Below are 13,990 nucleotides of genomic sequence, written 5' to 3'. Positions count from 1 at the left end.
ACGCGGGCTGATCCCGAAGAACCCGGGATCGAACTCCCCCGCCTCGTAGAGGAATCCGCCGCGGCGGGTGTACGTCTTGCCGGACGCGTCCGGGTCCGGGTCGTAGATGCCGTCGACGTCCCAGCCGCGGTCGGCCGGGAAGTCGCCGACGGCGTCGCCGCCGGAGGCCACGAGCTGCCACAGGTCCTCGGGCGAGCGCACCCCGCCGGGGTAGCGGCACGCCATGCCGACGATCACGACGGGGTCGTCGTCCTCGGCGGCAGTGGTGGCCGTCTCCGGGGCGGCCGCGGCGGTGCGGCCGGTGATCTCGGTGTGCAGCTGCCGGGCGAGCGCGTGGGCGTTGGGGTAGTCGAAGACGAGTGTGGGAGGCAGCGCGAGGCCGGTCTCGGCGTTGAGCTTGTTGCGGAGTTCGACGGCGGTCAGGGAGTCGAAGCCCAGGTCCTTGAAGGCCCGGTCGGCTTCGACCTCGCCGGCACCGCTGTGGCCGAGGACGGCCGCCGCGTGGGTGCGGACGAGCTCGACCAGCAGCGTGTGCTGCTCGCTCTCGGGCAGCCCGGCGAGGCGGGCGGCCAGCGGCGAGGCGGCGGTCGTGCCGGGCTCGCCGGCGGGGCCGGCGGCGGTCAGGATCCGCTCGGTCTCCGGGAGGTCGCCGAGCAGGGCGCTCGGGCGGCCGACGGTGAACGGGGGCAGGAACCGCTCCCAGTCGACGTCGGCCACGGTCGTGGTCGGCTCGCCCGCGTCGAGCGCCTGCCGGAGGCCGGCCACGGCGAGCGCGGCGGGCATCGGGATCAGGCCGCGGCGGCGCAGGCGTTCGTCCGCGCCGTCGCTCTCGGCCATGCCGCCGCCGGCCCACGGGCCCCAGGCGACGGCGGTCGCGGTCAGGCCCCGGGCGCGCCGTCGTTCGGCGAGCCCGTCGAGGAGGGCGTTGGCCGCGGCGTAGGCGGCCTGGTAGCCGCTGCCCCACACGCCGGCGATGGAGGAGAAGAGGACGAAGGCGTCCAGCTCCCGGTCGCCGAGCAGTTCGTCCAGGTGCAGGGCACCGGCGGCCTTCGCGGCCAGCACGTCGGCGAAGGAGCCCGGCGTCATGCCGTCCAGCGGTTCCAGGTGGTCCACGCCCGCCGTGTGGACGACGGCGTTCACCGGGTGCTGGGCGAGCAGTGCGGCCAGCGCCTCGCGGTCGGCGACGTCGCAGGCGGCGACGGTCACGCGGGCGCCCAGCTCCTCCAGTTCGGTCTTGAGTCCGGCCGCACCGGGGGCGTCGAGGCCGCGGCGACTGGTGAGCACCAGGTGCCCGGCACCGGCGCCGGCGAGCCAGCGGGCCACGTGCCCGCCCAGCGCACCCGTACCACCGGTGATCAGCACGGTGCCGCGCGGCGACCACCCCTGTCCGGTCCGGGCGTTGCGGCGGGCGGCGGCGTGGGTCAGCCTGCGGCCGAAGACGCCGCGGTCGCGGATCGCGACCTGGTCCTCGGCCGACTGGCCGAGCACCGCGGCGAGGCGGCCGGCGACCCGGTCGTCGACCGTCTCCGGGAGGTCGACCAGACCGCCCCAGCGCTGCGCGTGCTCCAGCGCCGCCACCCGGCCCAGGCCCCAGACGGCGTTCTGGGCGGCGCTCGGCACCGCGTCCGAACGGCTGGTGGACATCGCCGACCTGGTCAGCGCCCACAGCGGGGCGTCGATGCCGGCGTCGCCCAGGGCCTGGACGAGCGCGAGGGACAGCGCGGTGCCGATGGTGAGGGCCGGGTGCCCGGGGTGGGGTCGCTCGTCGGTGCCGAGCAGGGAGAGCACACCGTGGACGGGGATCTCCCGGACGGCGTCGCCGAGCTGCTGCAGCAGCGCGCTACGGTCGGCGGCCGGGTCGACGACGACCGGGGTCAGCCGGGCGCCGCGGGCCGTGAGCCCGTCGGCGACGGCGGCGGTCCAGTCGGTCTCCTCGGTGACCAGGAACAGCCAGTCGCCCGGCAGTTCGTGCGTCCGCAGACCGCTCAGCGGCTTCCAGCCGGTGCGGTAGGACCAGCCTTCCGCCGCGGACTCCCGGCGCTGCTGCCGGCGCCACGCCGACAGCCGGGGCAGGACCGCGTCCAGTTGCTCGGCGGGCAGGTCGAGGGCGGCGGCGAGGGTCTGTGCGTCCTCGCGCTCCACCGTCTCCCAGAAGCCCGCCTCCACGGCGTCGGTCCCCGCGGGGGCGGCGGTGGGGGCGACCGTCTCCAGCCAGTACCGCTGGTGCTGGAAGGCGTAGGTCGGCAGGTCCGCGCGCCGGGCGCCGCGGCCGGCGAAGAACGCGTGCCAGTCGACGGGCACGCCGTGCACGTGGAGCTGCGCGACGGCGCCGGTGATCGCCTCGGGCTCGGGGCCGCCGGCCCGTACGGCGGGAACGGTGACCGCGCCGTCCAGGCAGCCCTGGGCCATGCCGCTGAGGACACTGCCGGGGCCGACCTCCACGAACGTGGTGACGCCCAGGTCGCCCAGGGTGCGGATGCCGTCGGCGAAGCGCACGGCCTCGCGGACGTGCCGCACCCAGTAGTCCGCCGTGTACGCGTCGACGAGCTCGCCGGTCACGTTGGAGACGACCGGGATCCGCGGCTCGTCGAAGCGCAGGTTGCCGACGACGCGGGCGAAGTCCTCCAGCATCGGGTCCATCAGCGGCGAGTGGAACGCGTGGCTGACCGTCAGACGGGACGTCTTGCGGCCCTGGCCGGCGAACACCTCGGCGATCGCGGCGACCGCGTCCTCGGCGCCGGAGATCACCACGGACCGCGGCCCGTTGACCGCCGCGAGGCTCACGCGGTCGGTGAGGTGCGGCAGGACCTCGTCCTCGGTGGCCTGGACCGCGACCATCGCGCCGCCGGCTGGCAGGGCCTGCATCAGCCGGGCGCGGGCCGTCACCAGCGTGGCGGCGTCCTCCAGCGACAGGACCCCGGCCACGTGGGCCGCGGCGATCTCGCCGACGGAGTGCCCGGCCAGGTAGTCGGGCCGTACGCCCCACGACTCCAGCAGGCGGTGGACGGCGACCTCGTGCGCGAACAGGGCGGGCTGGGTGAAGGCGGTGCGGTTCAGCTCGTGGCCGTCCTCGCCGAAGGCCACGTCCCGCAGCGGCCGGTCGAGGTGCCGGTCGAGGTGCGCGCACACCTCGTCGTACGCCTCCGCGAAGACCGGGAACGCGTCGTACAGTTCCCGGCCCATGCCGGGCCGCTGCGAGCCCTGCCCGGAGAAGAGGAACCCGACCTGGCCGGTGTCGGCGCGGCCGGCGAAGACGCCGGGGGCGGGCGCCCCCGAGGCCAGGGCCCGCAGGCCCTCGGCGATCCGGGCGCGGTCGGCGCCGGTCACGGCGGCGCGGTGCTCCAGGGCGGCCCGGGTGGTGGCCAGCGAGAAGCCGACGTCGGTGAGGGACGGCCCGGCGCCGTCCGCGGTGAGGGACAGCAGGCGCTCGGCCTGGGCCCGCAGCGCGGCCTCGGACTTGCCGGACAGCACCCACGGCACGGTCGCCGAGGCGACCTCGACCGGTGCGACGGCGGCCGGCTCCGCGGCCGGGGCCTGCTCGATGATCGTGTGGGCGTTGGTGCCGCTGACGCCGAAGGAGGAGATGCCCGCGCGGCGGGGGCGGTGCGACTCCGGCCAGTCGACGGCCTCGGTCAGCAGCCGCACGGTGCCCGCCGACCAGTCCACGTGCGGCGTCGGCTCGTCCGCGTGAAGCGTCCGCGGCAGCACGCCGTGCCGCATCGCCATCACCATCTTGATCACGCCGGCGACGCCGGAGGCCGCCTGGGCGTGACCGATGTTGGACTTCAGCGAGCCCAGCCACAGCGGCTCGTCCTCGGAGCGGTCCTGCCCGTACGTCGCGAGCAGCGCCTGCGCCTCGATGGGGTCGCCGAGCGCGGTGCCCGTGCCGTGCGCCTCCACCACGTCGACGTCGGCCTCGGTGAGCCCGGCGGAGGCGAGGGCCTGCCGGATCACGCGCTGCTGCGCCGGACCGTTGGGCGCGGTCAGGCCGTTGGACGCGCCGTCCTGGTTGACGGCGCTGCCGCGGACGACCGCGAGGACGTCGTGGCCGTTGCGCACGGCGTCGGAGAGGCGCTCGACGAGCACCACGCCCACGCCCTCCGCCCAGCCGGTGCCGTCCGCGCCGGCGCCGAAGGCCTTGCAGCGGCCGTCGGCGGACAGCCCGCGCTGCCGGCTGAACTCCACGAACGCGGCCGGTACGGCCATGACGTTGACACCGCCCGCGACGGCCATCGTGCTCTCGCCGTTGCGCAGCGACTGGATGGCCAGGTGCAGGGCGACCAGGGACGACGAGCACGCCGTGTCGACGGTGACCGCCGGGCCCTCCAGGCCGAACGAGTAGGCCACGCGCCCGGAGACGACGCTCGCGGCGCTGCCGGTGAGCAGGTGGCCCTCGACGCCTTCGGGGACCTGCGGGAGGCCGGCGCCGTAGCCCTGGAAGGACATGCCGACGAAAACGCCCGTGCGGCTGCCCTTCAGCGAGGCCGGGTCGATGCCGGCCCGCTCGAAGGCCTCCCACGAGGCCTCCAGCAGCAGGCGCTGCTGCGGGTCCATCGCCAGCGCCTCGCGCGGCGAGATCCCGAACAGGGCGGCGTCGAAGTCGCCCGCGTCGTAGAGGAAGCCGCCGTCGCGCGCGTAGGTCTTGCCCGGGGTGCCCGGGTCGGGGTCGTAGAGGTTCTCGGTGTCCCAGCCGCGGTCCTCGGGGAAGCCGGAGATCGCGTCGCCGCCGGACATCACGAGCTGCCACAGGTCCTCGGGCGAGCCGACGCCGCCGGGCAGGCGGCAGCTCATGGCCACGATCGCGATGGGCTCGTCGTCGGCGCCGGCCGTGTGCCGCACCTGCGGCTCGGCGGTCTGCGCGCCGAGGAGTTCGGCGCGCAGGAACCGGGCCAGGGCCGTGGCGTTCGGGTAGTCGAAGACCAGCGTGGTGGGCAGCTTCAGGCCGGTGTCGGCCGTGAGCTTGTTGCGGAGTTCGACGGCGGTGAGCGAGTCGAAGCCGAGGTCGTTGAAGGCCCGGCCGGGCTCCACGGCCGCGGCGCCGTCGTGGCCGAGGACGGCGGCCGCGTGGGTGCGGACGAGGTCCACCAGCGTGCGGTCCTGCTCGGCCGCCGCGAGCCCGGCCAGCTTCGCGGCGAGCGCGTTGCCGGCGCCTGCGCCGGCGGAGGCCGGGGCCTCCAGGGCGCGGCGCGCCTCGGGCACGTCGGAGAGCAGGGCGCTGGGGCGGGTGACGGTGAACGGTCCGATGAACCGCTCCCAGTCGAAGTCCGCCACGGTCAGGGTGGTCTCGCCGTCGGCGAGGGCCTGCTGCAGCGCGGAGATCGCGAGGGCGGGCCGCATGGGCGGCAGGCCGCGGCGGCGGAGCATCTCCTCGCCGTCGCCGACGCCTGCCATGCCGCCCTCGGCCCAGCCGCCCCAGGAGACGGCGAGCGCGGTGCGCCCGCGGGCCCGCCGGTGCTCGGCGAGGGCGTCGAGGTAGGCGTTGGCCGCCGAGTAGGCGCCCTGGCTGGCGCCGCCCCAGATGCCGGCGCCCGAGGAGAACATGACGAACGCGTCGAGCTCCTGGCCGGCCAGCAGCTCGTCCAGGTGCGTCGCGCCCGCGGCCTTCGCCGACACCGTGCGGGCGAACCCGGCCGGGTCGGAGTCCTCGATCATGACGTGGTCGCCGACGCCGGCGGCGTGGACGACGGCGTTGACGGGGTGCTCGGCCAGCAGCGCCCGCAGGGCGTCCCGGTCGGCCGCGTCACAGGCCACGACGGTCGCGGTCGCGCCGAGTTCCTCCAGCTCCGCGACGAGCTCGGCGGCGCCGGGCGCCGCGGGGCCGCGGCGGCTGGTGAGCACCAGGTGCCCGGCCCCGGCGCCGGCGAGCCAGCGGGCGACGTGCCCGCCCAGCGCACCCGTACCGCCGGTGATCAGCACCGTGCCGCGCGGCGACCAGCCCTGGGCGGCGTCGGCGGCACGGCCGGCCCGGACGAGCCGGCGTCCGAAGACGCCCGAGGCGCGGACCGCCACCTGGTCCTCGGCCGACTGCCCGAGGACGGCGGCCACGCGGGCCGCGGTGCGGGCGTCCAGCAGCTCGGGGAGGTCGAGGAGACCGCCCCAGCGCTGCGGGTACTCCAGCGCCGCCGCCCGGCCGAAGCCCCACACCTGTGCCTGCAGCGGCCGGTCCACGAGGTCGGAGCGGCCGGTGGCCACCGCGCCGCGGGTGGCGCACCACAACGGCGCGTCGATGCCCGCGTCGCCGAGCGCCTGCACCAGGCAGAGGGTCGCGGCGAGGCCGTGCGACAGGCCGGGGTGACCGGCGGAGGCGCTCTCGTCCTCGGCGAGCAGGGACAGCACGCCGTCCACGGGGCCGGTGCCGGCCAGGTCGCGGGCCAGCGTCCCGCGCTCGGTGCCGGGCCCGGCGACGAGCGTCACCAGCTCCAGGCCGCGCTCTTCGAGCGCGGTGCGCACGGAGGCGGTCCACTCGCTCTCCCCGGCCGTCACGAGCAGCCAAGTGCCGGACGCGTCGGGCTCCGGGAGCGTGCCGAGCGGCTTCCAGGTGACGCGGTAGCGCCAGCCGTCGACCACGGACCGCTCGCGGCGCTGACGGCGCCACGCGGACAGCCGGGGCAGGATCGCGCCGAGCGAGGCGTCGGCGCCGACGCCCAGGGTCGCGGCGAGGGACTCCACGTCCTCCCGCTCCACGGTGTCCCAGAATCCGGAGTCCGCCGGGTCGGCCGCGGCGTCGGTGGCGGCGGCCAGGTCCTCGTCCCCTTCCAGCCAGAAGCGCTCGCGCTGGAAGGCGTAGGTGGGCAGGGCGACGCGGTGGGCGCCGGGGAACAGCGCCTGCCAGTCCGGGGAGACGCCGTGCACGTGCAGTTCGGCGAGCGCGGCGGTGAGGGCCTGCCGCTCGGGGCGGTCGGCGCGCAGGACGGGCACGGCGGCCACGTCGTCCGCGCAGGACTGCGCCATGCCGCTGAGGACGCCGCCGGGGCCGATCTCGACGAAGGTGGTCACGCCCAGGTCGTGCAGGGTCTGCACGCCGTCGGCGAAGCGGACGGCCTCGCGGACGTGCCGGACCCAGTACTCGGCGGTGTACGGCTCGGCGAGACGACCGGTCAGGTTGGACACCACCGGGATCCGCGGCTCGTGGAACGTCAGCCCCGCCACGGCCCGGCCGAACTCGTCGAGCATGGGGTCCATGAGTGGCGAGTGGAAGGCGTGGCTCACCTTCAGACGGGACGTCTTACGACCCTGCTGTGCGAAGACCTCGGCGATCGCGGTGACCGCGTCCTCGGCACCGGAGATCACCACGGACCGCGGGCCGTTGACCGCCGCGATGCCGACACCGTCGGTCAGGTGCGGCAGCACCTCGTCCTCGGTCGCCTGGACCGCCACCATCGCACCACCGGCCGGCAGCGCCTGCATCAGCGCAGCACGCGCCGACACCAGCTTCGCGGCGTCGTCGAGTGACAGCACACCCGCCACGTGCGCGGCTGCGATCTCGCCCACGGAGTGACCGGCCACGTAATCCGGCCGCACACCCCACGATTCGAGGAGCCGGAACAGCGCCACCTCGATCGCGAAGAGAGCAGGCTGCGTGGACCCCGTCTGGTGCAAAGACTCCGCATCGACGTCAACAGGCGCGTCCAGACGCGCACACACCTCGTCGTACGCGTCGGCGAAGACCGGGAACGCCTCGTACAGCTCACGCCCCATACCGATCCGCTGCGAGCCCTGCCCGGAGAACAGGAACCCGGTCTTGCCCTCGGACCCGGCGCGTCCCAGCGTCACGTTCGCCGCCGGCTCGCCGGCCGCGAGCGCGGCGAGTGCCTGCCGGAACTCGTCCGGGCGCTGCGCCAGGACCACGGCGCGGTCTTCGAACGCCTCACGGGAGGCCAGGGAGAGGCCGACGTCGGAAGCGGTCCAGCCGTCCGTCGCGTCGAGGTGGCCGGCCAGCCGGGCGGCTTGCGCACGCAGCGCGGCCTCGCCCTTGCCGGAGAGCACCCACGGCACAACGGCGCCGGAGTCGGGGGTGGGGACCGGCTCCGCTGCTGCGGGGGCCTGCTCGATGATGGTGTGGGCGTTGGTGCCGCTGACCCCGAACGACGAGATCGCGGCACGGCGCGGGCGGTCCGACGCGGGCCAGTCGACGGCCTCGGTCAGCAGCCGGACGTCACCGGCCGACCAGTCCACGTGCGGCGTCGGCTCGTCCGCGTGCAGCGTACGCGGCAGCAGACCGTGCCGCATCGCCATGACCATCTTGATGATGCCGGCCACGCCCGCGGCGGCCTGCGTGTGGCCGATGTTGGACTTCAGCGAGCCCAGCCACAGCGGCTGCCCCTCGGGACGCTCCTGTCCGTACGTGGCGAGCAGGGCCTGCGCCTCGATCGGGTCGCCCAGCGTCGTACCGGTGCCGTGGGCCTCCACGGCGTCGACGTCGCCCGGCGCGAGCCCGGCGGAGGCCAGGGCCTGGCGGATCACGCGCTGCTGTGCCGGGCCGTTCGGGGCGGTCAGGCCGTTGGACGCGCCGTCCTGGTTGACGGCGCTGCCGCGCACCACCGCCAGGACCTCGTGGCCGTGGCGTACGGCGTCGGAGAGGCGCTCGACGAGCACGACGCCCACGCCCTCGGACCAGCCGGTGCCGTCCGCGTCCGCGCCGAACGCCCGGCAGCGGCCGTCGGGCGACAGGCCGCGCTGCCGGCTGAACTCGACGAAGACGTTCGGGCTGGCCATCACGGTGACGCCGCCGGCCAGGGCCATCGTGCACTCGCCGCTCCGCAGCGACTGGATGGCCAGGTGCAGGGCGACGAGGGACGACGAGCACGCCGTGTCGATCGTGACGGCGGGGCCTTCGAGGCCGAAGGTGTAGGCCACCCGGCCGGAGACGACGCTGGACGCGCCGCCGACCAGCCGGTGTCCTTCGACGCCTTCCGGCGTCCGGCGCACGTCGGCTCCGTAGCCCTGGTAGGCCATGCCGACGAAGACGCCGGTCCGGCTGCCGCGCAGCTGTGCGGGGGTGATCCCGGCCCGCTCGAAGGCCTCCCACGAGGTCTCCAGCAGCAGGCGCTGCTGCGGGTCCATGGCCAGGGCCTCGCGGGGGCTGATGCCGAAGAAGCCGGCGTCGAAGCCGGTGGCTTCGTAGAGGAAGCCGCCGTCGCGCGCGTAGGTCTTGCCGGGGCGGTCGGGGTCGGGGTCGTAGAGTCCGTCGACGTCCCAGCCACGGTCGGCGGGGAATTCCGAGATGGCGTCGCCGCCGGACGTCACCAGGTCCCAGAGGGCCTCGGGCGAGTCGACGCCGCCGGGCAGGTGGCAGCTCATCGCCACGATGGCGATGGGCTCGTCGTCGGCGGCGGCCGCGTGCTGCTCCTGCAACGCGGTGGCCTGCGAGCCGAGCAGTTCGCTCTGCAGGAAGCGGGCGAGGGCCGTGGCGTTGGGGTAGTCGAAGACGAGGGTGGGCGGCAGCGTGAGGCCGGTCGCCGCGTTGACCTCGTTGCGGAGTTCGACGGCGGTCAGGGAGTCGAAGCCCAGGTCCTTGAACGCCCGGTCGGGCTCGACGTCCGCCGCCGAGGCGTGGCCGAGGACGGCCGCGACGTGGGCGCGGACCAGGTCGATCAGGGTCTCGGTGCGCTTGGCCTCCGGCAGCCCGGCGAGCTGGGCGGCGAAGGGTGCGGCGCCCGTGGCGGCGTCGGCCGCCGGTGCGGCGGTCCCGGCGCGGAGCACCTCGGGCAGCTCGGACAGCAGGGCGCTCGGGCGGCCGAGGGTGAACGGTCCGATGAACCGCTCCCAGTCGATGTCGGCCACGACGGCCGCGGTGTCGTCGCAGTCGAGGGCGCGCTGGACCGCGGTCACGGCGAGGGCCGCGGGCAGGGTGATGACGCCGCGGCGGCGCAGGTGCTGCTCGTCGGCGTCGGTGACCATGCCGCCGTCGGCCCAGGGGCCCCAGGCGATCGCGGTGGCGGTCAGGCCCCCGGCCCTGCGCCGGGCGGCGAGCCCGTCGAGGAAGGCGTTGGCGGCGGCGTAGGCGGTCTGCAGACCGCTGCCCCACACGCCGGCGATCGAGGAGAAGAGGACGAAGGCGTCGAGCTCCTGGTCGCCCAGCAGCTCGTCCAGGTGCGCCGCGCCGCCGGCCTTCGCCGCGATCGTGCGGGCGAAGTCGGCCGGGGTCAGCTCGTCGAAGGGGGCGAACTGCTCCACGCCCGCGGCGTGGAAGACGGAGGTGAAGGTGTGCTCGGCGAGCAGGGCCGCCACCGCGTCGCGGTCGGCGACGTCGCACGCGGCGAGGGTGACGCGCGCCCCCAGATCCTCCAGTTCGGCCTTGAGGGCGGCCGCTCCGGGGGCTTCGGCGCCGCGGCGGCCGGCCAGCACCAGGTGCTCGGCGCCCGCGCCGGCGAGCCAGCGGGCGACGTGCCCGCCCAGCGCACCCGTACCACCGGTGATCAGCACCGTGCCGCGCGGCGACCACGTACGGCCGGTGCCGCTGCGGGCGTGGGTGAGCCGGGCGGTGAACACGCCGGAGGCGCGGACGGCGACCTGGTCCTCCGCGGTGCCGGTGCCCTGGTTCAGGACGGCGGCGATACGGCCCGCGGCGCGCTCGTCGACCGCCGTGGGCAGGTCGATCAGGCCGCCCCAGCGCCGGGCGTGCTCCAGGGCCAGGGCGCGGCCGAGGCCCCACACCTGGTGCTGCACCGCGCTGAGCGGTGCGTCGTCCGAGCGGCCGGTGGCGGCCGCTCCGCGGGTGGCGCACCACAGCGGCGCGTCGATGCCCGCGTCGCCCAGCGCCTGGGCCAGGGCCACGGTCTGCGCGAGGCCCCGGGAGAGCGCGGGGTGCTCGGGCGAGGCGGTCTCGTCGGTCGCGAGCAGCGACAGGACACCGTCGAGGGCACCGTTTTCGGCCGCGGCCCGGGTCAGTTCGCCGGCCAGGGTCGCACGGTCGGCGTCCGCGCCGGCCGTCAGCGGGCTCAGGTGCGCGCCGCGTCCGGCGAGGGCCGCGCGGACCGTCTCGGCCCACTCGTCGCCCTCGGGCGCGGCGAACAGCCAGGTGCTGCCGGAGAGGTCGCCTGCGGGCAGGCCGTTCAGCGGCTGCCAGGTCAGCTGGTAGCGCCAGCCGTCGACGACGGACTGCTCGCGGCGCTGCCGCCGCCAGGCGGACAGCTTCGGGACCACGACGTCCAGCTCTTCGGCGCTCAGGCCCAGCGTGGCGGCGAGCGACTGGGCGTCCTCACGCTCGACGCTCGCCCAGAACTCGGCGTCGACCGCGTCCACGACGGCCGCCTCGGCCTCGGGGACCTCCAGCCAGTAGCGCTGCTGCTGGAAGGCGTAGGTGGGCAGGCCGGTCCTCCGCGCACCGGGGAAGAGCGCCTGCCAGTTCGGGGAGACGCCGTGCACGTGCAGTTCGGCGAGCGCGGTGACGACGGCCTGCCGCTCGGGGCGGTCGGCACGCAGCAGCGGGACGGTGACGGCCTCGTCCACGCAGCCCTGCGCCATGCCGCTGAGGACGCCGCCGGGGCCGATCTCGACGAAGGTCGTGACACCCAGGTCGCTGAGGGTCCGGATGCCGTCGGCGAAGCGGACGGCCTCGCGGACGTGCCGGACCCAGTACTCGGCCGTGTACGGCTCGGCGAGACGACCGGTCAGGTTGGACACCACCGGGATCCGCGGCTCACTGAAGGTGAGACCGCGGACGATCTCGGCAAAGTCCTCCAGCATGGGGTCCATCAGCGGCGAGTGGAAGGCGTGGCTGACCTTCAGGCGGGACGTCTTGCGGCCCTGCTGCTTGAAGACCTCGGCAATCTCCAGCACAGCACCTTCGGCACCGGAGACCACGACCGACTGCGGACCGTTGATCGCCGCGATGCCGACACCGTCGGTCAGATGCGGCAGCACCTCGTCCTCGGTCGCCTGAACCGCCACCATCGCACCGCCCGCGGGCAGCGCCTGCATCAGCGCGGCACGCGCCGACACCAGCTTCGCGGCGTCGGCAAGCGACAACACACCCGCCACATGCGCAGCCGCGATCTCACCGACCGAGTGACCGGCCACGTAATCCGGCCGGATGCCCCACGACTCCAGGAGGCGGAACAGGGCCACCTCGACCGCGAAGAGCGCGGGCTGGGTGCACCCGGTCTGGTGCAGCGTTTCCGCATCGACGTCCACCGGTGCGTCCAGAAGCGCGCACACCTCGTCGTATGCGGCAGCGAACACGGGGTACGCCGCGTACAGCTCTCGGCCCATGCCGATCCGCTGCGAGCCCTGGCCGGAGAACAGGAACCCGGTCTTGTCACCGAGGCGGGCGGTGCTCCGGACCACGGCCGCGGACGGGGTGCCCGCTGCCAGGGCCCGTACGCCTTCGGTGAGTTCCTCCGTGCTCTCGCCGACGACGGCCGCCCGCCGGTCCCAGGCGGCGCGCGTCGTGGCGAGGGAGAAGCCGATGTCGGCGGGAGAGGCGCCGGGGCCGTCCTGGCCGTCCTGACCGTTCTCCAGGAAGGAGAGCAGGCGCTCGGCCTGGGCGCGCAGCGCCGCGTCGCTCTTGGCCGAGAGCACCCACGGCAGCGCGCCGGCTGCGGGGGCCTCGGCGGCCTCGCCGGCGGGCTCCTCGTCGAGGGCCGGGGCCTGTTCGAGGATCGTGTGGGCGTTGGTGCCGCTGACACCGAACGACGAGACGGCGGCACGGCGCGGGTGGTCCGACGCGGGCCACTGGACGGCCTCGGTCAGCAGCCGGACGCCGCCGGCCGACCAGTCGACCTGGTCGGTCGGCTCGTCGACGTGCAGGGTCTGCGGCAGCACGCCGTTGCGGATGGCCATCACCATCTTGATCACACCGGCGACACCGGAAGCCGCCTGCGTGTGACCGATGTTGGACTTGATGGATCCCAGCCACAGCGGCTGGTCCCCGGAGTGCTCCTGGCCGTAGGTGGCGAGCAGCGCTTCGGCCTCGATGGGGTCGCCGAGGGTGGTGGCCGTGCCGTGCGCCTCGACCGCGTCGACCTGGGAGGCGGTCAGCCGTGCGTTCTCCAGCGCCTGCTGGATGACGCGGACCTGCGACGGGCCGTTGGGGGCGGTCAGGCCGTTGGACGCGCCGTCCTGGTTGACGGCGCTGCCGCGGATGACGGCGAGCACGTCGTGGCCGAGCCGGCGGGCGTCGGAGAGCCGCTCCAGCAGGAGCACGCCGACGCCTTCGGACATGCCCGTGCCGTCGGCGGTCGAGGAGAACGCCCGGCAGCGGCCGTCGGGCGACAGGCCGCGCTGCGCGCTGAACGCGATGAACGTGTTCGGCGTGGCCATCACGGTCACGCCGCCGGCCAGGGCGAGCGAGCACTCGCCCCGGCGCAGCGCCTGGGCGGCGAGGTGGAGGGCCACCAGCGAAGACGAGCAGGCCGTGTCGACGGTGACGGCGGGGCCTTCGAGGCCGAGGGCGTACGAGATGCGGCCGGACACCACGGCCGCGGTGTTGGCGGTGACGAGGTGGGCCTCGATGTCGCTGTCGCCCTGCCGCTGGAGGTAGGCGTGGTCCTGGCCGTTGGTGCCGACGAACACTCCGGCCCGGGTGCCGCGCGCGGTGGCGGGGTCGATGCCCGCGCGTTCGAAGGCCTCCCACGAGGTCTGCAGGAGCAGCCGCTGCTGGGGGTCCATGACCAGGGCCTCGCGGGGGGAGATCCCGAAGAACGCGGGGTCGAACTCGGCGGCGTCGTGGAGGAAGCCGCCCTCGCGCACGTACGTGCGGCCCGTCCGCGCGGGGTCGGGGTCGTAGATCGCGTCCAGGTCCCAGCCGCGGTCGGCGGGGAACTCCGTCACGCCGTCGCCGCCCGAGGAGACCAGCTGCCACAGGTCCTCGGGGGAGCCGACCCCACCGGGGTAGCGGCAGGCCATCCCGACGATGGCGATGGGCTCGGTGTCCTTCGCCTCCAGCTCACCCAGCTGCCTGCGGGTGTGGCGCAGGTCCACCATCACGCGCTTGAGGTAATCCCTGAGCTTGTCGTCGTTCGACATGTTTTACGTCCTCGGTAGCAGT

The 13,990-nt window shown here is 75.2% G+C and carries 1 protein-coding gene; it reads right to left on the bottom strand.

The window, feature by feature from the left end; translation table 11 throughout:
- The coding region (locus tag ACOTKD_RS33780; protein WP_424892821.1) for a type I polyketide synthase at positions 1-13,968 on the bottom strand (13,968 nt) is incomplete at its 3' end.
- Positions 13,969-13,990 lie beyond the last annotated feature (22 nt).

The organism is Streptomyces sp. XH2, assembly GCF_049725035.1.
GTDB lineage: Bacteria > Actinomycetota > Actinomycetes > Streptomycetales > Streptomycetaceae > Streptomyces > Streptomyces roseoverticillatus.
This window is presented reverse-complemented; position numbering and strand designations above follow the sequence as displayed.